The organism is Candidatus Harpocratesius sp., assembly GCF_054039255.1.
Map to the genome: position 1 here is coordinate 18,983 of NZ_JBPLBG010000008.1, position 18,778 is coordinate 37,760.

The window sequence follows — 18,778 nt, forward strand, 5'->3', positions numbered from 1 at the left end:
TTATGAATTCACAAAAAATTTCAGTTCAAACATTAATAGAACCTTTAAAACTCGGAGAAATGACTTCAATTTCATCTGAATTAGCAAATCATCTTGAAAATCTTTTGTTATCTACACATCGTGTGAAAATTCCTGATTTTTGGGATCCTTCAATCTCAAAACATATTTTCATTCCCGTTCCTCATGGAAAAATAAGAGTTTTACATTATTGTCCAGAACACCCAATATCTATAAGACCTTTGGTGTTCGTTCCAGGATGGGGGGTAATTCCATCTGGATTTCGAGATCTATTTGAAGTGTTATACGAAAAAGTAGAATTTTATTATATCGAAACTCGAGAAAAAAAAAGTAGCCAAATGAATCGCTGGAAAAGCCAGTTCACCATGAGTCAAAAATCACAAGATATCCAAATTGCGTTAAAATATTTAGATTTATCCGAAACTGATTTTGTTTTAATGGGTCCTTGTTGGGGAGCTGCAGTAATAATGCAAGGACTAATTGATAGATCAATTCAAGCTCCTACAATTATTACTGTAGATCCAATGCATACATTATGGTTTTCTAAATTTGTATTAAAATGGATTGCTCCCATATTACCTACATGGTTATTTTATCTTCTTCGCCCCATAATTCGTGGGTGTAAACTAAGAAATATGCATGAGCCGGTGCAGAAGCAAAGAGCTATTGATTTTATCAATGGGGCTCAATTATGGAAATGGAAAAGAGCTGCATATCAAGTCAGAAATTTTGAATTATATGGAAATTTACATAGAATTTCGCAAGAAATAATTGTTGTTAATGGAACTCATGATGCAATTCACGATCAAAGCGATTATCCTAAAATTGCTTATCAATTACCAAATGCGCGCTTTCTCTTTTTAAAAACTGGTGAAGAGAATCGTGAACGACTTATGGGATTAGTAGCATTATTTTATTCTCAAGTGGATGCAAGTATGAAAATACCGCCGGAATTAAAGCCGTTTGAAAAAAAGATTATAAAAAAATAAATTTATTTTTCTTTAATTATTGTTCCAACAAATGTTATTAAAGAACCTGTTGCAGCAATGAAAAATCCATTTCCTAATCGCCATTTAAGATCTGCTGTTCCAACAATGATGAATATATCTAAATTTTTACCAAAAATTGCAGAAGCCGTTTCATCATATAAGAGATCTCTAATTTCAGGAATATTGCCAAGACTATAAACAAAATATGCCAATCCTAAGATAATTACTAATGCTCCCAAGAATGCAATTAAATTTTTTTCCATAAATCCTCCAATAATTGCTATTAATGCTCCAAGAATCGTTCCTACTGAAGCAATTATTAAAACACTACCTTCAATTTGAGTTGTATCTGTATTTGCATCATTTGAGAGAGTTCCAAAAGGAGAGAGGTATGTCTTCGTAACTGTATCTCCCAAAATTGTTTTTAATATTTGGGTGTGTTGCCACCAACCAAGTGTCATATCAGCGAAAGGTAGAAATACGCTGATTAGAACAATTATACTTCCAATTATCATCACAATTTTCTTCAAAATTTTTTTCACCATCAATTATTATATTACATAAAATGCGGTGATTTTTACTAGAAATTGCTGTATTTGAATGTTCGTATCAAAATTATCAAGATTTTTTCAAAAGAATATAATAAAAAAAAATTCTTATATCTTGATCTCACGATTATTCGATTAATTTGATTATTATCTTGTCATTTTATCGTCTGTGACCGACATTTTTAGCAAATTCTTGCAGTTCTTCATCAGTGAAACCCAGTGATTTAAAACACCAATCTTTATCAATGCAACGGTATTCTATAGTATAGCGAAGATCGTGGAAAAATCTAGTGGCGGGTCCTCCATCAATAATTGCATGATCCATCGCTAAAGTAATTCCTAAAAAATCACGAATTACTACCTTATCATCTAAAATATAAGTCATTTTTTCAATTCCTCCAACACCCATACTTAGAGTATGTGGTGTAATATGAATCATTTTTCCCATGCCAATTCCAAACATTCCAACAGAAGTGACTCCAATTGTACCAAGCAATTGCTTCTTTAACATTGGATCAGTGAAAATTTTGTGAATTACCATTCTACGAATAAATCGGGGCATTTTAATTAATATTTTTAGTAATTTTGCTGTCTTTTTACCTGAACTTGATAAACCAGCGGATTTTTGACGTTGTGCTGAGCGAATTTCATCATGAATTTCTTTTAAAGTTTTAGCTTGAGCCTTACGGACAGTGTAATTTGTTGGTTTTTTAACACCATCTACAACACGTTCGATATTCGTCATTACATCAACATCATCGAAAATATAGAATTTTTTACGACCTTTACGCAGGGTGTTGATGGGATATTTGTGCTGTTCTGCTACATGTGCGATTACAGTAATTAAGAATGCAGTGAAACTAATTTTTTCACCAGTTTTTTTTGTATAAGCTCGCATTATATCTCGTATAACTGTAATGTCGCACTCTGTAGTTGCCCATATAAGGTTTTTACTTTTAGCTTCTGTTGTATAATCATCAATTAATTGATGACTGCGTGAAATTGGTTTAATTTTTACCCCAATTGAGCTTGGTTTTTCCATAATATGTTTCTTCCTCAAAAATTCAAATTATCAAATACAGTCAATTATAATTCTGTTGAGTCCTTTTATATAAGTAATTATTTAATCAAATGAAGAAAAGCTTAAATTGCTATTACTAAAATTTATCATCAGTTGAAATTTTTTTTTTAAAATTTATAAGAGTATGAAAAATTTTAAAAATTGTGATACTCATTGTTTTATTACTTATGCATATTTCAGATGGATTATTGGATCTGACAATCCTTATCCCTTTATGGATTGTTGTTTTTGCATATGGTGCATATTCCTTAATAAAAGTTCGAAAGTCCCTACAAGGAGAACTAACACCTATTGCTTCAGTCTTAACTGCTGTAGTATTCGCATTTCAAATGTTAAACTTCCCGATTGCAGCTGGAACAAGCGGACATTTCTTAGGTTTCATTTTGTTGGCAATATTGATTTCGCCTTCTGCTGCATTTTGGATGATGACAGTAATATTGACCATTCAAGCTTTTATTTTTGCAGATGGCGGAATTCTTGCCTTAGGTGCAAATATATTTAATATGGCTATCGCTACATTACCAGGATATCTCTTATATTGGGTGATTCGAAAGCGTATGGTCAAACCTATTTCTCAAGATCATTCCGAGAATTCTGAAAATTCTGAGTCTTCTTTGCAATCAAAAGTAGTAAAAGAAGGGCTTTATCAAGATCGTGGTTTATTGATAGGTGCATTTATCGGAGCTTATTTTTCTTTAATTACTGCATCTTTGATCTGTGGGCTTGAAATTGGCATTTCTTCTTCATTTCCTTATCCAATTTCACTTACAGTTCCATTTATGTTGGGATATCATGCTTTAATTGGTTTAGGTGAAGCATTAATAACAACATTTGTTGTGGCGTTTTTCAAAAAATACGCTCCTGAATATATCCCAAACATTCAAAAAATTCCTATTTGGAGCTGATTGAACAAAATGAAACGAGAATACAAAATTGCATTAATACTTTTTGGAGGATCAATGGTCATTTTAGGCGCCTTTTTGTGGATGCCATTATATTTAGCAGGTCCTGATGGATTAGAGCGGGTAATGTTTGATCTGACTAATAATGAAGAATATGAACCAGATTCAAACATAGAATATGAAAGTGCTCCTTTTCCTGATTATAGCTTTAAAATTAGTGAAAATACTTATATTCACACTTGGTTAATTGGGTTAATAGGAGCAATTATTGTTGGAGCGGTTATGTTTGGTGTCTTCAAGTTGGTTAAAATTAAGCATATAACTGGTGAAAATCAAACAGAATCTAAATCTAATGAAGTTATGACAAATTAAACTTATTCGCACTTATAATACCTTATAATCGCTGTATGCATATAATCAATGCTGAAAAAAAATGTCCCTAGTTGTTCAAATAAATCAAAAATTCCAGAATTACTTGGCGTATGAACTTGATCATACTCGTAATTCCTTTTTTTTTGCTGTATCTCCTGTAATTAAATTAATAATCACTATTAGTTTCATTATTCTAATTAATAATATAATCACTAAACCATGTATTTGGTTAGGGCTCTCCATTACAATTATTCTTTCTAATATAGGATTTCGTAATAACAACCGCCAATTTTTTAAATTCGTGCTTGTTTTAGGAATTATTTATCCATTTTTGACTGCCATCCCTCTTATTTTTCTTACTTCAGGAACAGAATGGTGGCGTTTTTCTATTGGTTCATTAACTCTAACCACTACTATTGAAGGATTACAATTGGCAATAAATTACTTTTTACGGATATTAGCAACAATAATTGTTATTTCTTTCCTTATATGTTCAACTCCTTTCATACAAATCATTCATGCTCTGCGTCAAATGCAGATTCCATCTATTGTTAGTTCACTTTTAATTCTAACGTATCGATATTTCTTTTTCTTTTTCGATAATTTGGTCACCTTATTACGAGCTGATGCAACGCGCCATTTACAAAAACTTCCATTTAAGGCGCGTTTTATTCATCTTTCAAACTTATTCGGCCATCTTTTACTTCAATCTATACATCAAGGTGCAGCAATTCACCGCGCTATGATTGCTCGGGGATATCATGGAGAATTTCCCATATTAGAATTTTCCATAAACCCAAAAAGTACACTGGTTTATTTATTCTTAACTGGAAGTGGTTTTACAATCGCAATTCTTGTACAATTCAGTGATTTACTACACAATTTTGCGAAATTCTGTAGTTTTTAGTGATGCTTATGCCTGAAATAATCTCATTTAGGGATGTTAGTTTTTCTTATCATCCCTATCTCTCTGTTCTTCAATCGATTTCCTTTAGCATTGAAAAGGGTGAAGCTGTTGTTTTTTTAGGTGAAAATGGTTCTGGTAAATCTACTTTATTTTTGAATCTCCTTCATTTGGTGACAGGTCATAGTGGAAAAATCATAGCAGAAAGTTTGGAGGTTAATCGTAAAAATGAAAAACAAATTCGGGAAAAAATAGGGCTTATATTCCAAAACTCTAATGATCAATTATTTTTACCCACAGTTAAAGAAGAATTAGCATTTGGTCCTTGGAATTTGGGATATCGAGGTGTTCAATTGGAAAAGCAGATTATCAAAGCCTCTGAAGCAATCGGCATTCAATCTATAATGGAAAAAAAGGTTTTTCATTTATCACAAGGTGAAAAAAAGAAAGTCGCCATCGCAGCGGTTTATGCAATGAATCCAGACATTTACCTGTTTGATGAGCCGTTTTCAAATTTAGATCCGAAAACACGACAAGATTTAAACAAAATTTTATTCGATTTACATTTTCAAGGGAAAACATTACTTTTGATCAGTCATGAAGTTGATCAAATTCCATCATTTTTCAAAAGGGCAATAGTATTACATGCAGGCGAAATTATCTTTGATGGAAAAATACGCGAGCTTTTTCAAACACCTGAAATTCTTTTTAAAGCAAATTTAAGAGTACCAATTGTAGCTACTCTTTATCAAAAAGTGAAAAAGGATTTTCCTCACCTAATTAAAAATTGGTCGAAAAATAGAACGATTCCGATAAATGTAGCTGAATTTAAAGAATTTCTGGATTCATTATTAAAAGAAAAGTAAATTTTCATTTTTACTTTTGTATTTTTTATAGGTCTCATAAATAATTAATAAGAGTGCGAATGAATTTTTTCTTAACATTTATTAAATCATTTTTCAGAAAAAGCAAATGAGATCAATTTAAATTTACTAAGAGAGAAATTTAATTGAATAGATCTATTTTTGTATAAAATTTCTATTATTTTCTAAATTCTTTGATGATAAGGAGAAATTTACTTATGTCTAATGAAGAAAACACATCTAATGAGCAATATCTCACCACATTTGAGCAAAATTTCAATGAATATACTCATTCTGCAACAACTACCATGACTTTTGGCTTTGGTGCTTTAACAGATCAAATGTCCCACCAATTCTTTCAATTTGCTGCCTTTACCTTCTATTATGCAGTGGTAGGTATTGATCTCTTTTGGTTAGCACCCAGCTATATTTTATTTGCAATATGGGATAGTATTAATGATCCAATTATTGGGGCTATCTCCGATAAAACCCAGTCAAAATTCGGCAGAAGAAGGTTTTGGGTGCTCTTAAGTCTCATACCTTTTGCTTTGATGAATTTCTTAATATTCTTTCCTCCCCGGTTTTGGCCAATTCCTGTTGAGTCTGATGGATGGAACACTGCTTATATGGTTCTTATTATTTGTCTTTATGATCTTTTCTATACCATGTTTTCTGCCAATCAAACTGCACTTTTTCCTGAAATGTTCAAATCTGAGAGAGAACGAGGTCGTGCTAATAGAATTAAAAATACAATGACTATTATTGGTATTTTAATTGGTTTTGCTTTACCATCATTCTTAATCAACCCAATGGCAGCAGATACAAACACTCCACCAGATGTTGTTGAGAAAATTCCGATTGAATATCGTCAAGTTGCATTGCTAATTGCAATTGTAACTCTTGTTATGGGTTATCTCTTTTTCCACTTAGGTATGAAAGAAGATCCTGCTGAAATGACAAAACCAGAAGAAATGCCTGGAATGTGGCAATCATTGAAGGAAACTTTGAAAAATAAAGCATTTCTTATTTTCATCACCGCAAATATGCTGAATTGGTTTGTATTTAAACTTTTAACTGCTGTAATTTCGCTTTATGGAATCTGGGTTTTAGGAATTGAAAAAGGAGATTTTACTCTTACACTAATGCTTCTAGTTGCTTTATTAGTTGCTGCAGCTGCTTTTCCATTGATGGAATGGATGGGAAAGAGATTTGATATGAGGATCGGTTTTATCATAAGTGATTCTATTTGGATTTTATCTTTAATTCCATTTTGGTTTTTCAATAATAATAGTCAAGATTGGGCAATTTTGGCAATGGCATTTGTAGGCATAGGTTTATCTGGGGCAATGTATTATGTTGATATCCTAATTGGACGTGTGATTGATGAAGATGAAGTAAAAACTGGAAAACGACGTCAGGGAACATATTATGGTGTAAATTCATTAATTAACCGATATTCCACAATTTTGGTGGTTTTAGTTATTATGGTAGTATTATCTGGTTATGGATGGAGTGATTACGTGCTAGGCGTTCAAGAAGGAGAAAATATCGGTAATTTACAGTTAGGATTAAGAGTTTTAATGAGTGTTGCTAATATTGTAGGAATCCTTTTAGTTATTTCACTGTTAATTATCTTTCCATTACATGGTGAACGTTGGCGCAATGTTCAAAAAGCTTTAATAAAGCGGCGCCACAAAGAATCTAAATAAAAAAATGAATAAAAAAATCTTAATGACTATCCAAAAATAAGAATCAATTTAAATCCATTTTTTTCCATTTTTTTTCTATATTTTAAGCTTTAAAATTTTTAATTAAAATTTTATTTCAATATCTGAGTCTTCATCTTTTTCGCTTTCATCTTCTTCAATTATATCACTAATTACCTCTTCTTCTGCATCAATTCCAAATTTTTCAAATTCTTCTTCTTCTTCATCCAAATTAATCTCCATTAATTCAGATTCATCTTCTTCCATTTTCTTCTTTTTATCTTTTTTAAATCGCCTGGTAGCTTTTTTGATCCAATCTTCATTAAAGTTAAATAGTTTTTGTCCTTTTACGATATTACTAATATATTCTGAATCAACATCAGAGATATAGGGGTTTTCTTTAAGTTTTGAAAGGAATTCATTCAATGTTGTTTCAGAGGAATGAAATGAGATTAGATAAATTGCTTGAGAATCTTCTGATAACGCAATGAATAATACTTCTGGAAATTCTGTCTTTATAAAATTAGCAAAACTCGAAAGAAACATCCCGTCAAGCGAGCTGATATTAAGAGGTTTCATTTTCACCTTATGAATCCCAATTCTATGAATATTGAGGTAATCTGGATTAATTATAATAGAATATCCAAGAATTACATCATTAGATTTTAATCGTTGTAATCGATGATATATAGTGCTTGTTTTTTTCTTTAATTTGTCAGCTAGTTTTTTCAGACTCCGGCGGGCATCATTTTGAAGATACTTCAAAATTTGAATATCAAGATCATCGATTTTTTTTTTTGTAGGCATCAAGAAAATAAGTGGACTTTACTGCTAAAAAGATTCCGAATTTTATCAGAATAATTCCAAATCTACTAACAAATTTTATGACAACATTTAGTTAACATTTATATATCATGAAAACCTAAATAATAATAGTAAATCATTATTTACCATCAAATCTTAGGACGTGATTAAATGGCTAACTCACATGATGAACCTTTTGATCTGTGGCATGTATTTATGCATTTCATTACATCTTTTCCAGAACAAATCGAACAAAGTGAAATAAATAGTGCTAATCATATAGATTTAAATGAAAATGATTCTTTACAAAAAGAAAACGAGCGGTTTATCGAAATATTCGATGATAATGATCATATTACTGTTGTAGTCGAAATTCCTTGCATTCGAAAAAATGAAATTGATCTTTTTGCAATTTCTTCTACAGAATTAGAAATAATAAATGGAACGCAGAGATCAATTGTCAATCTTCCTAAACCATGTGATATTGACGGTGCTCATGCATCATTTCGCAATGGAATATTAGAAATAAATATTCCAGTAAAATTAAAATGAATATAAAAAAAAACAAAAAAAAATTATGAAAAAACATAAAAATTCATCGAAACCTTTTTTAAATATTTTTCTTCTTAGAAATATGCACATTCACTAAGAATTCGATGAAAAAGAATGAATGGATTGTGAAAAAATGAGTGAAAACGCCGAAGAAATTAGATCAATTAAAAAAGAACTTTCTCACCGTATTACAAAAAAGCTAAACCGGCTTCTATCAGATAAGGATGTTGTTGATCGTTTTCGGGATTATTATTTTGAACCTGTAAGAGATGAAAATGGCGAAGATTATATTTTCAAATTTACCAATCCATTCAATGGTAAATCATTTCGTTTTAAATGGGATTCTATAAAAAGTAAACCAATATTACTTGATTCTGATCACGACGAAAATACATTAAAAGAATTTCATAATGCATTAGCTCATTTTGTTGAAAAACAAAAAGAGATCAAACGAAGACAAATTAAGCAATTTTTAGATTTTTATGAAGATGATTTACATCTTAAGGTGATTTTAGAAATTCCAGAGCATGAAAGTGGAGATCAAATTGATCTAAAGGCGACACCTTATGAATTAGATGTAAGTTCAGGTGAATATCATCGGAAAATTAAATTAAATACCAGTATCAGTCCCAAATCTGGACGTGCACAATTTCATGCAGACGATAATATTTTGGAAATAACATTTAGAAAATCGCTTAAATTACAAAGAAAACGCCGTATCCGAGTAAGAAAGCGCTAAGTAAATCAATTTGAAATTTAAATAGCACGGATCATTAATATAGCACAATGAAATAAAAAAAGCTAAGAAATAACCTTTATAAGATTTAAACAGAAATTCGATAGAAAGAACAAAGAATATGCAGAAATCGAAGGAGACACTAAAATGACAAGTGAATCGCATCCAAATACAAATTCACAGGAAAAAATTAAAGAAGAAGGACATGTACCTTCTGATAAGCAGGATTCTAAAAGAACATTAGAAACAAAAAATATTTCAACATCTGATTCAAAACAAAAATCTGAGTCAGAATCAAAAATCGAAAAAAAAACAAAACCAGATTCCAAAATTAATGAAAAATCAAAACAAAAAAGCAAACCAAAATCCGAAATGGATAGATTAAAAGAAGAAATCGAGAAATTGAAGAAGCAATTAAAAGAGAAGGATCAACAATTCCAGAACCAAATATCAAAATACCGTTATCTGCAAGCTGAACTTGAGAATACACGTAAACACTATATTAAGCAGCAAGATGTGGTACAACTTAAGACAAAAGTTAAAACTATTACTGCTTTTACTCCCCTAATCGATGCCTTTGAGAAAGCTTTTGAAACTGCTCAAAAGCAAAAATCCAACGGAAACCTTTCGCCAAGCAATCAAATGGATAATTTTTTGCATGGTTTTCAAAAATTATATGATATGCTTAAGCGGATATTCAAATCTTATCATGTAGAGCCTATTGATCAAACAGGGATTCCATTTGATTTTAATTATCATGAAGTGATGATGAAAGTTATTAATGATGATTTACCTGAAGATACTGTGATCAATGTAATTCAAAAAGGTTATAAGATAAAGGATCAAGTAATTCAGCCCGCAAAGGTTATTGTTTCAAAACATTCTCCTCCTCCACCTCCACCAAAAAAAGTTGAATCTAAAGAGAAAGAAACTGAAAAAAAAGATATTGAGAAAAATGAATCAAATAAGAGTAAATCTGAAAATGGTGGAACTAATAAGAGTCAACCTGAAAAGGATGAGAAAAATAAAAATATTTCTGGAATCAATGCCTCAAATAAATCTGAATCAAAAAAGGAATAATAAAAAATGTCTATAATCTAATATGAATGTTATTTTATGATTTTTTAATTACTTTTTCTTATACTTTTTGAATTATTTGTCTAGGGCAGACTTGAGCTGCCCGCTCCAAACAAGTAGCCGATTGATCTACTATTTCTGCATAGCCATCCACCATTTGGATGCCTGAACATTGCATGGTACAAACCGCGCAACCCATACAGTATTCTTTTGTTATTTTCCACATGATAAATTTCACTCCTAAAAATATAAGATAATGAATAATTATTCATATCTTATCTGTTTTTATCAATATTATTAGTTATTAAAAATTGCTTATTTTAAAAATAAAGTGATATTGTCTGAACAAAAGGAAGTGTATTCACTTAACCATTGAAGAGGGTTCAATAATTCCATTTACCATCAATAGATGAGAAGCAATACGGGAAATTTCATCCTTCAGTTTATCGATTCCCTCTCGAGTAGGTAAACTTGTACAAATTGTTGTAATTTCTCTGCCAGTACATTTTGAAAGTTCAAAATATTGTTCTATTTGTTCTTTATTTATTGGCTTATCTACTAAATCTATTTTATTGATCAAAAAAATTAATGGAAGGTATTGTAAATCAAAAAGATTGATCATTTTCCAAAAAGCGGCTTTAGCCTCTGCAAATCGACTTCGATCTGCAACATCAATTACGAAGAGCAGGAGATTGCTGGCTTGAGCACCCCTTAACCAATCTTCTCTATAAATTATTTGTCCTGGCATATCCCAAAATGTAAGATTTATATCATTTTCTAATGAAACATTGGTGATACGGAATTTCTTAGTAGGGATAAAGAAATTTTCATCGAATTTACCAGTAGATAGCAAACGCATTAAAGAGCTTTTTCCGGCATAATCAATTCCAAACACAAAAAGCTTAATGTAGGGTTTATTACGAAAATAATTAATTTTATTTAGATTATTATTAAAAAGATGGGATTCATTTGTATAATTTCGGAGATCTACGAATAAAGTCAATAAAAGAGTTTCTTTATAATTGCTATTTGGTTTAGAAAAATATTTGTCTAAGGCATAATCAAGTAATAATCGAACAATTTCATTTCTGTAATCGTAGGGGTTCGTTTCTTTATCAAAAACAATGCCTAATACATGTCTATATGGTAATGGAACAAGAAGAATGTTCATGTCTTTAATATTAATAGCTTTAATGTTTGAATAAAGAAAATCATCATTATAATATGTTTTTTCAAAATATTGAAGAAGAACTCGTTCTTGATTTAATGTTATCAACTGTATCAAATTGTGAGAAGAATTCAAAATATTTTCATCAGGATATGCAATATAAGTTTTTTTTTTTTGTATAGATGCAGAATTTGATGTAAGATTGGGAAAGAGATCACCATTTTTTAGTTCAAATGATATTAAAAAGATATTTTCTAACACTCACATGTACTCCTAAACAATTCTTTTTACTTTCTTTATAAATTGAATGAATATTCCTTTATACGAATAAGTATTATAAAAAATTGATGATTCTGCAATATAATAGTAAAAAAGCCGGAACTTTATAAATTTTTAGCACAGCCTTGTCAAATAATTTCGCACTTTTAGATGTCCAAGGAGAATTTAATTTTTTAAGGATTTTTAATATTTTGGAGTGAATTTATTCCAATCTTATGGATGCATCCCATTATATTTTTTGTCGCCAATATTAATGAACGAATAAGTTTGAAAATTACAGACAAATAATCAGAGTTATGTTATATTAAATTACATGAATAATTGTGAGATAATAACTGTTTTATAAAAGAATATTGATTATATATGCATTTATAATCTAGAAAATTAACCAATTACTTAATAAAAGGTGCATATCTTGAGTTCATAAAATCTTTTGGTTCTTAGCTCATGCTCATATTAAAATATATGAAAAAACCAACGATAATTCAATATCAAATTACAGATTATATCGGATTATTCACAAATGTGATATTTAACATGCCTCTTCCTGCTGAACGTAGAAAAGGCTTAAAGGCATTATTTCATCAAAAGCCACCAAAGAAGCGTGGACGACATAAATCTTGCATAGGAAGAAAACTTATTCGCACTTGAAAATCTTTAAGTAAGTAATTTTCTTTAGAACCTCTTCAGTAATCATTTTTTTATTTATAAGAACTTCATGATCACTTAAATTGTAAATATTTTGATATTTGATTTTCCATTAAAAGATTTCTCCCATTTATAACCCATGGTAATGGTTAGATCTCATTCAAAACATGCTCTTTAGTTGGAAAAAATGCATTAAAAAATATGATTTTGAAAAACATTTTTAACTTTCGCGCTCTTTTTTCCTAATACTTAATTATCAAGTGAAGTTAAGTCTTTTAAAAATATAACCAGATTACCGTGAATGAGGAAAGAATAATGCATGAATATGAAATAAGTCCTGAGGATCAAGCTAAAATTACAGCACTTAATAATCCAAAGGTTGAAAAAGTTGTTAAAGATGCAATTGAATTAATGAAACCTGCAAAAGTGATGGTCTTCACTGATAGTCATGAAGAGATTCAACGTTTTCGTCAATTAGCTATTGACTACCAAGAAGAAAAACGACTAAAAATTGATGGACACACCATACATTATGATGGTTACCATGATCAAGCCCGTGATAAAGCGCATACTGCTACACTCTTACCTAAAGGGGAGACATTAAGTCGAGGGTTAAATGTGATTGAACGGGAACAAGGGCTTAAAGAAATATTGTCAATAATGGACGGTGCTATGCAAAACAAAACCATGATTGTACGTTTTTTCTGTCTTGGACCTACTCATTCGCGGTTTGCCATCCCTACTCTCCAAATTACAGACAGTTTTTATGTTGGTCATTCTGAAGATTTGCTCTATCGTCCAGGATATGAACAATTTCGACAACACTTAAAAGATAAAGATGAATTCTTTTATTTTTGGCATTCAGCTGGGGAATTGGATGAACGCAATTGCACAATAAATGTTGACAAGCGAAGAATATACATTGATCCTTTAGAATATCGTGTTTTTTCTGTAAATAATCAATATGCAGGAAACAGTTTAGCTTGCAAAAAGCTTGCACTGCGTTTGGCAATTTATAGAGCAAATCATTCTGATTGGTTAGCAGAACACATGTTTCTTTCTGCTTTTTATCCATTAGATAGAAGTAGGAAAACCTACTTTGCCGGCGCTTATCCGTCTGCTTGTGGTAAAACCAGCACTGCAATGATTCCTGGTGCAACAATCGTAGGAGATGATATCGTTTACATTCGAGAAGGAAAAGATGGAGACATGCGTGCTGTCAACATTGAACAAGGAATTTTTGGAATTATTAAGGATGTCAATCCTAAAGATGATCCTGTTATCTATAAAGCAATTACAACTCCTAAAGAAGTAATTTTCTCAAATGTACTAACCACTGATGAAGGTGAAGTTTATTGGACTGGAATGGGTGTGGATGAATATCCTACTGAAGGTTGGAATCATGCAGGTAGATGGAAAAAGGGAATGAAAGATTCTAATGGAAAAGAAATTCCAATCTCCCATCCAAATGCAAGGTTTACTGTAAGAATTGATGAATTAGAAAATATTGATGAAAAATTACATGATCCAGAAGGGGCGCCGGTATCAGGGATCCTTTACGGTGGGAGAGATTCGGATACAACAGTCCCGATTGCTGAAAGTCTGAACTGGGTGCATGGTGTGTTTATTGGAGCAACTATTGAATCTGAAACAACATCTGCTACATTAGGACAAGAAGGAGTGCGAAAATCCAGTCCAATGGCAAATATGGATTTTATTATAGTCCCATTAGGAAAATATTTTAAAAATCATTTGAAATTTGGGAAAAAACTGAAAAAATGCCCTAAAGTCTTTTCTACAAACTATTTCTTAAAAGATGCAGATGGAAAATATCTTAACACCAAATTAGATAAGAAAGTATGGTTGCTCTGGGCTGAGGGGCGAGTTCATAGAGATTATGATGGTATTGAAACACCGATTGGTGTTATTCCTAAATATGAAGATTTGCGCTCCTTATTTGCTGCTGTATTCGATGGAAGAATTTACAGTAAAGAAGAATACAACACACAATTTTCCTTGAAAATTGATCGCTATTTGGCAAAATATGATCGTATGGAAGCCTTGTTTAAGGATGAACCAGAAATGCCTGATGAATTCTGGAATGAATTGCAACGTATTCGTTCTCAGCTTAATGCTTTGAAAGATAATAAGGGTAAGAGCATAATTCTTCCAGAAGAATTATAAAATAACTGAATTTAAAACTTTTTTGGAATTAATTTTGAAATTTTTTTAATATATATTTTTCTATTTTCTTTCTTCTTTATTTATGCGGTATTTACTTTTTTCAGTAAATAGAAGTGATTAAGAAGATGAAAATTTTGGTTTTGGGCAAGCATTGGAGAATTTTACTTCAAGTACTGCTTGGTATTTAGTAAAATATACATTGATGATTTTTTTAATTATTTCTATTATCTTTTCACTTTCTCCATAAAGAATTGTAGAAATAGGGGTATAAATAATTTGCAGATTATCGTTTGATAAATCTCCAATAACTAAGTTGACAATTTCTTTAAAATTCTTCAATCCCAATGGATAAAATGCAAATTCTGCGCTTATATTCATATTTTTCTACCATCATTAATATTATATTTTAAAAATCGCAGCAATAAAATTACCATTTTTTTGGTTCATTTTCTTTCCTTCCTTTTCAATTTGTTCTGCTTTTCCTTCTTCGATTTCAGAAGGTTTCGCAAATGCACAGTGTTGAATTTTAAATTCATCAATTGTTATTCCAAGATAAGATTCTAGTGCTTTTTTAATTGTAATAAGTTCGCTTTCTGTAAAAAAATGAGCGTTTGTATAAATTGAAGGCTCCTTTTTTCTCTGCCGCCCAAGATATGAATCCGCATTCAATAATCCAAGTAATAACAGACCGTTTTTTCTTAAATATCTGAGTGCATGCTTAATAATCTTAAATGGGGAATTCATAAATTCTAATGAAGTAATAAAAGCGATTATATCAAATTCTGGAGGAAATGGCGGATTAATAGAAAAATTCTCTGCATCTGCCTTTATATATAAAATTTCTTCATGGCTATTTTTTCGCGCGATTTGAAGCATGGTTTCAGAACTATCTATTCCAAAAGATTGATAACCTAAACTATGAAAATAAGTGGTCCAATGCCCTGTTCCACATCCAATTTCAAGCAAAGATTGTTTTGAATCACCAGAATATTGTTTTAAAAGAGATACTACAGCTTCTTTTTCCAATCGATCATATGTATGTCCAACAGTAGTTAAATAAAATGATTCATAGTTTTCAGCATTTTTTTGGTCAGAAAAGGGATTGTGTGCATTTTTATTCCGTTGATGTTCCATTTTTTTAAGAATATTCCTCTTATTGTTAATGTATAAATGTGGATAGTATTATTACTTAATTTCTTGCTGGGCGTTTTCCCCCAAGTGAAATTCGTTTTTGTAAAGTTATTTGGTGAATTTTTTGAGTGACAAAATATAGAACAATAATCCAAACCAGTAGCATACCAAGATCGAACCATATTGAAAAAATATTTTGAGATGTTGTTATGTTCCATAAAATATCTACAATATAGGTAATTGGGGAAAAATGAACAAATATTCTGCCTATTGAGGTCATATTTGAGATTGAAAAGAAGATACCACTAATGAAAAGCAACGGAAACTTGATTAAATTCATAAGAACCATAACATTTGATGTCATGTCAGTTGGTAATGCTGAGACTAATACTCCCATAACAGAACCCAAAATACTCATCAGAGAGATTCCAAGTATTACTTCAAGTGATTCGATAAAGGTAATTGTTCCTGCTGGAAGAAATGGTAAAAATACAACAAATACAAACATTGAAACTAAAAATGCATATATACTTGAACCAATAATGATTCCTAAAATTATATCAGAGATTCTCAAAGGAGATGAAAGGATTCGTTCCAAAGATTTCTCTCTGGTTTCGATTGGAATTACAACAGGACTGATAGCTGTAGCCGTAAAGAATGATGTCATTGAGAGTATTCCTACAAATACTTGAAATACTGATAGATTTCTTCCTATAATCCATGAAAGTGCAATAAAAAAGGGAAAAAGTAAGCCAAATACAATTACTGGTCCTTTTTTAATGTAAAGTGTTATATTTTTCTGGGTTAATGCCAAAATTCGTTTAAATCGAATGTGCTGAGGTGAAATAATCGATTGTTTTGTTTTAAAGGATGTTTTTGTTAATATTTTTGAATTCAATTTTAGTAATCCTCCGATTTTCTTTGACTTATTATCATTTTTCAGATTTTTGTTGATTTTGGATGAGATCTATAAATGCATCTTCCAAAGTTGGTTCAATTACTTTGATTTTTTCCAAGTTTAGTTGCTTATTTTGAACAAAATCATACAAAGATGCCATATCTTGAAGAACCTTTTCGCTTATGATATGAATTATTCCATTTTTCTGCTCTGCTCTAAATTTATCACGTAATTCTTTTAGTATATATTCCCAATTATTAGGTTTGGGATCAAATTCCAAAGTAATTACTGTTTCTGATTTGAATTTCCTTCTTAGATTTTCAGGCGTTTCATCAGCAATTATTTTTCCACGATAAAGAATTAATATTCTATTGCAAACTTTTTCAGCCTCACGTAAATCATGAGTAGTAATTAATATTGTTTTTCCTTCTTTTTGAAGTTCTAAAATTTGGCTTCTTAGTAGACGAACAGAGAGTGGATCTAAACCAGTTGTTGGCTCATCTAATATTAAAACATTTGGATCATGAATTAACGCCATACAAAAATTAAGGCGTTGCTTCAATCCTTTAGAGAGAGATTTTGTTATTGCATTTCTTTTTTCTTCAAGGCCATAAAGTTTAAGTAGCCGTGTACCCTGTTTTTCTATTTCTGATTTGCTCATTCCATAAAGTAAACCTGAAAAATTAAGATTTTGCCACACCGTAAAGTCAAGATAAGCATTACTTACTTCAGGAACAATTCCAAAATGGGATTTATACTCCGGTGATTCTAAAATATCTATGCCATTCACTTTTATACAATTTGATTTGTTCACATGAAAAACGCCAGTGATCATCCTGATAGTTGTTGTTTTTCCCGCTCCATTTGGGCCAAGGATTCCTAAAATTTCACCTTGATATATATTGAAGGAAATATCATTAACTGCGGTGAAATCCCCAAATTTTTTAGTCAGATGATTGACTTTGATTATGCTTCTCTCAGACATGTATTTCAAATTGAGTAGAGTTTGCTCATTATAAGAATTTATCGAAATAATATAGTGCGAATAAGTTCGATTATTATAAAGATTATTAAGAAGCCTATTAAAAAAAAATATAGAAAAAAAACTAATTTACACTTATCAACGCTGATAGGTTCAAAATTATAGATTGAAAAAAGGAGAAATGCCTAAATAGAAGCCGTATATAACCATAAATAATCCACAGATTCCTAAAATTGCCAAATATACATTTTTTTTCATTAATTTATGAGCAATTCCAACTGCGGTTGCAATTCCTGTATACCACAGAATAGCACCTAGTTCTTTTGCAAAAATAAAAATAATCAAAGATATCCAATTCCCCCAGATCACACCATTATCTACCATAATACTAACACCTATGGTTATCCACCATAACCACCAATAAGGATTGCTCATCAAAAAGCCCATTGATGCAAGATAGGGTTTGGAATTCTTATTATTTTGAAAGTCTTTGTTCTCAATAGATGTATTTGATTCTAAAAAGGTGGTATCTACTTTTCTATTAATTATATTTGCTAAAATTATCATTCCAAAGCAAATTAATAGTATTCCTCCAAAAATTCCTATTACAATAAGAATTATTCTATTATCCATCCAGTTAACTAAGCCCACTAAAAGAAGAAGAATGAGAAATATTTCTATTGATGCGTGTCCTAAACTGATTTTGATTCCAACTGAAAATGCTTTCTTTTTTTTCTTAATAGCGCAAAAAATTGTATATGTTAGTAGAGCACCTGGAGAAATTGCCCCTCCTAATCCTAATAAGAAAGTTACTGTGAATAATTCAAGGTAGCTCACATATAGAAAAGCATTTTGCATGGATTATAAAAGTAATTATTATGAATTTAATTACATTTATTTTAAAATTAAATTCAACGAAAATGTTCCATTTTGAAA

Annotated in this window: 21 protein-coding genes; 11 read left to right on the plus strand and 10 right to left on the minus strand. The window is 30.7% G+C overall.

Annotated features, from left to right (window positions below; translation table 11 throughout):
• Positions 1-2 precede the first annotated feature (2 nt).
• A complete protein-coding gene (locus tag ACXLDF_RS01985) occupies positions 3-1,007 on the plus strand; it encodes a hypothetical protein (RefSeq protein WP_457556814.1) in 1,005 nt (334 codons plus the stop codon).
• 2 nt (positions 1,008-1,009) lie between these two features.
• Here ACXLDF_RS01985 and ACXLDF_RS01990 read toward each other — a convergent pair whose 3' ends face one another.
• Both ACXLDF_RS01990 and ACXLDF_RS01995 read right to left on the minus strand, forming a co-directional pair.
• A complete protein-coding gene (locus tag ACXLDF_RS01990) occupies positions 1,010-1,537 on the minus strand; it encodes a hypothetical protein (protein ID WP_457556815.1) in 528 nt (175 codons plus the stop codon).
• A gap of 178 nt (positions 1,538-1,715) precedes the next feature.
• Complete coding sequence (locus tag ACXLDF_RS01995) at positions 1,716-2,597, minus strand: 2-oxo acid dehydrogenase subunit E2 (protein WP_457556816.1); 882 nt, start codon at positions 2,595-2,597, stop codon at positions 1,716-1,718.
• A 206-nt stretch (positions 2,598-2,803) separates the two neighbouring features.
• Here ACXLDF_RS01995 and ACXLDF_RS02000 point away from each other — a divergent pair, with 206 nt between their 5' ends.
• From ACXLDF_RS02000 to ACXLDF_RS02020, 5 genes are all read left to right on the plus strand, one after another.
• Positions 2,804-3,541: an energy-coupling factor ABC transporter permease gene (locus ACXLDF_RS02000; protein ID WP_457556817.1), complete on the plus strand. Its 738-nt coding sequence runs from the start codon at positions 2,804-2,806 to the stop codon at positions 3,539-3,541.
• A gap of 9 nt (positions 3,542-3,550) precedes the next feature.
• Positions 3,551-3,910, plus strand: a complete 360-nt coding sequence (locus ACXLDF_RS02005; RefSeq protein WP_457556818.1) for a PDGLE domain-containing protein — start codon at positions 3,551-3,553, stop codon at positions 3,908-3,910.
• Between the two features lie 61 nt (positions 3,911-3,971).
• Positions 3,972-4,817 carry an energy-coupling factor transporter transmembrane component T family protein gene (locus ACXLDF_RS02010; protein ID WP_457556819.1) on the plus strand — a complete coding sequence of 282 codons (846 nt, stop codon included), beginning with the start codon at positions 3,972-3,974 and terminating at the stop codon, positions 4,815-4,817.
• Between the two features lie 8 nt (positions 4,818-4,825).
• Positions 4,826-5,680: an energy-coupling factor ABC transporter ATP-binding protein gene (locus ACXLDF_RS02015; protein WP_457556820.1), complete on the plus strand. Its 855-nt coding sequence runs from the start codon at positions 4,826-4,828 to the stop codon at positions 5,678-5,680.
• Positions 5,681-5,895: 215 nt separating this feature from the next.
• Positions 5,896-7,386 carry an MFS transporter gene (locus tag ACXLDF_RS02020; protein ID WP_457556821.1) on the plus strand — a complete coding sequence of 497 codons (1,491 nt, stop codon included), beginning with the start codon at positions 5,896-5,898 and terminating at the stop codon, positions 7,384-7,386.
• Between the two features lie 102 nt (positions 7,387-7,488).
• On the opposite strand, the gene ACXLDF_RS02025 is transcribed toward ACXLDF_RS02020, so the two are convergent.
• Entirely contained in the window at positions 7,489-8,190 is a 702-nt protein-coding gene (locus ACXLDF_RS02025; RefSeq protein WP_457556822.1) for an Lrp/AsnC family transcriptional regulator, read from the minus strand.
• Between the two features lie 168 nt (positions 8,191-8,358).
• Between ACXLDF_RS02025 and ACXLDF_RS02030 the strand changes: the two genes are divergently transcribed.
• From ACXLDF_RS02030 to ACXLDF_RS02040, 3 genes are all read left to right on the plus strand, one after another.
• A complete protein-coding gene (locus tag ACXLDF_RS02030; RefSeq protein WP_457556823.1) occupies positions 8,359-8,739 on the plus strand; it encodes an Hsp20/alpha crystallin family protein in 381 nt (126 codons plus the stop codon).
• A 133-nt stretch (positions 8,740-8,872) separates the two neighbouring features.
• Positions 8,873-9,478, plus strand: coding sequence for a hypothetical protein (locus ACXLDF_RS02035; protein ID WP_457556824.1), 606 nt, complete (start codon positions 8,873-8,875; stop codon positions 9,476-9,478).
• A gap of 144 nt (positions 9,479-9,622) precedes the next feature.
• The gene (locus ACXLDF_RS02040; protein ID WP_457556825.1) at positions 9,623-10,555 is read left to right on the plus strand and encodes a nucleotide exchange factor GrpE; all 933 of its coding nucleotides are present in this window, start codon (positions 9,623-9,625) and stop codon (positions 10,553-10,555) included.
• 58 nt (positions 10,556-10,613) lie between these two features.
• On the opposite strand, the gene ACXLDF_RS02045 is transcribed toward ACXLDF_RS02040, so the two are convergent.
• Positions 10,614-10,751 (minus strand): hypothetical protein, encoded by a 138-nt coding sequence (locus ACXLDF_RS02045; RefSeq protein ID WP_457556826.1) that lies wholly within the window; start codon positions 10,749-10,751, stop codon positions 10,614-10,616.
• A 162-nt stretch (positions 10,752-10,913) separates the two neighbouring features.
• On the minus strand, positions 10,914-11,981 hold the full coding sequence (locus tag ACXLDF_RS02050; RefSeq protein WP_457556827.1) for an ADP-ribosylation factor-like protein: 1,068 nt from the start codon (positions 11,979-11,981) through the stop codon (positions 10,914-10,916).
• A 483-nt stretch (positions 11,982-12,464) separates the two neighbouring features.
• Here ACXLDF_RS02050 and ACXLDF_RS02055 point away from each other — a divergent pair, with 483 nt between their 5' ends.
• Positions 12,465-12,650 carry a hypothetical protein gene (locus tag ACXLDF_RS02055; protein ID WP_457556828.1) on the plus strand — a complete coding sequence of 62 codons (186 nt, stop codon included), beginning with the start codon at positions 12,465-12,467 and terminating at the stop codon, positions 12,648-12,650.
• A gap of 294 nt (positions 12,651-12,944) precedes the next feature.
• Positions 12,945-14,831: a phosphoenolpyruvate carboxykinase (GTP) gene (locus ACXLDF_RS02060; RefSeq protein WP_457556829.1), complete on the plus strand. Its 1,887-nt coding sequence runs from the start codon at positions 12,945-12,947 to the stop codon at positions 14,829-14,831.
• Positions 14,832-14,948: 117 nt separating this feature from the next.
• Here ACXLDF_RS02060 and ACXLDF_RS02065 read toward each other — a convergent pair whose 3' ends face one another.
• From ACXLDF_RS02065 to ACXLDF_RS02085, 5 genes are all read right to left on the minus strand, one after another.
• Positions 14,949-15,209 carry a YkoF family thiamine/hydroxymethylpyrimidine-binding protein gene (locus ACXLDF_RS02065; protein ID WP_457556830.1) on the minus strand — a complete coding sequence of 87 codons (261 nt, stop codon included), beginning with the start codon at positions 15,207-15,209 and terminating at the stop codon, positions 14,949-14,951.
• 21 nt (positions 15,210-15,230) lie between these two features.
• Positions 15,231-15,965: a class I SAM-dependent methyltransferase gene (locus ACXLDF_RS02070; protein ID WP_457556831.1), complete on the minus strand. Its 735-nt coding sequence runs from the start codon at positions 15,963-15,965 to the stop codon at positions 15,231-15,233.
• Between the two features lie 55 nt (positions 15,966-16,020).
• The gene (locus tag ACXLDF_RS02075; RefSeq protein WP_457556832.1) at positions 16,021-16,860 is read right to left on the minus strand and encodes an ABC transporter permease; all 840 of its coding nucleotides are present in this window, start codon (positions 16,858-16,860) and stop codon (positions 16,021-16,023) included.
• A 34-nt stretch (positions 16,861-16,894) separates the two neighbouring features.
• Positions 16,895-17,845, minus strand: coding sequence for an ABC transporter ATP-binding protein (locus tag ACXLDF_RS02080; RefSeq protein ID WP_457556833.1), 951 nt, complete (start codon positions 17,843-17,845; stop codon positions 16,895-16,897).
• 156 nt (positions 17,846-18,001) lie between these two features.
• A complete protein-coding gene (locus tag ACXLDF_RS02085) occupies positions 18,002-18,679 on the minus strand; it encodes a LysE family transporter (protein WP_457556834.1) in 678 nt (225 codons plus the stop codon).
• Positions 18,680-18,778: the final 99 nt, after the last annotated feature.

Bases quoted from the DNA above. Each gene is read 5' to 3' on its own strand.
- ACXLDF_RS01985 (WP_457556814.1), top strand. From the start codon at position 3: ATGAATTCACAAAAAATTTCAGTTCAAACATTAATAGAACCTTTAAAA.
- ACXLDF_RS01995 (WP_457556816.1), bottom strand. From the start codon at position 2,597: ATGGAAAAACCAAGCTCAATTGGGGTAAAAATTAAACCAATTTCACGC.
- ACXLDF_RS02000 (WP_457556817.1), top strand. From the start codon at position 2,804: ATGCATATTTCAGATGGATTATTGGATCTGACAATCCTTATCCCTTTA.
- ACXLDF_RS02005 (WP_457556818.1), top strand. From the start codon at position 3,551: ATGAAACGAGAATACAAAATTGCATTAATACTTTTTGGAGGATCAATG.
- ACXLDF_RS02010 (WP_457556819.1), top strand. From the start codon at position 3,972: ATGTCCCTAGTTGTTCAAATAAATCAAAAATTCCAGAATTACTTGGCG.
- ACXLDF_RS02015 (WP_457556820.1), top strand. From the start codon at position 4,826: ATGCCTGAAATAATCTCATTTAGGGATGTTAGTTTTTCTTATCATCCC.
- ACXLDF_RS02020 (WP_457556821.1), top strand. From the start codon at position 5,896: ATGTCTAATGAAGAAAACACATCTAATGAGCAATATCTCACCACATTT.
- ACXLDF_RS02025 (WP_457556822.1), bottom strand. From the start codon at position 8,190: ATGCCTACAAAAAAAAAAATCGATGATCTTGATATTCAAATTTTGAAG.
- ACXLDF_RS02030 (WP_457556823.1), top strand. From the start codon at position 8,359: ATGGCTAACTCACATGATGAACCTTTTGATCTGTGGCATGTATTTATG.
- ACXLDF_RS02035 (WP_457556824.1), top strand. From the start codon at position 8,873: ATGAGTGAAAACGCCGAAGAAATTAGATCAATTAAAAAAGAACTTTCT.
- ACXLDF_RS02040 (WP_457556825.1), top strand. From the start codon at position 9,623: ATGACAAGTGAATCGCATCCAAATACAAATTCACAGGAAAAAATTAAA.
- ACXLDF_RS02045 (WP_457556826.1), bottom strand. From the start codon at position 10,751: ATGGGTTGCGCGGTTTGTACCATGCAATGTTCAGGCATCCAAATGGTG.
- ACXLDF_RS02055 (WP_457556828.1), top strand. From the start codon at position 12,465: ATGAAAAAACCAACGATAATTCAATATCAAATTACAGATTATATCGGA.
- ACXLDF_RS02065 (WP_457556830.1), bottom strand. From the start codon at position 15,209: ATGAATATAAGCGCAGAATTTGCATTTTATCCATTGGGATTGAAGAAT.
- ACXLDF_RS02070 (WP_457556831.1), bottom strand. From the start codon at position 15,965: ATGGAACATCAACGGAATAAAAATGCACACAATCCCTTTTCTGACCAA.
- ACXLDF_RS02080 (WP_457556833.1), bottom strand. From the start codon at position 17,845: ATGTCTGAGAGAAGCATAATCAAAGTCAATCATCTGACTAAAAAATTT.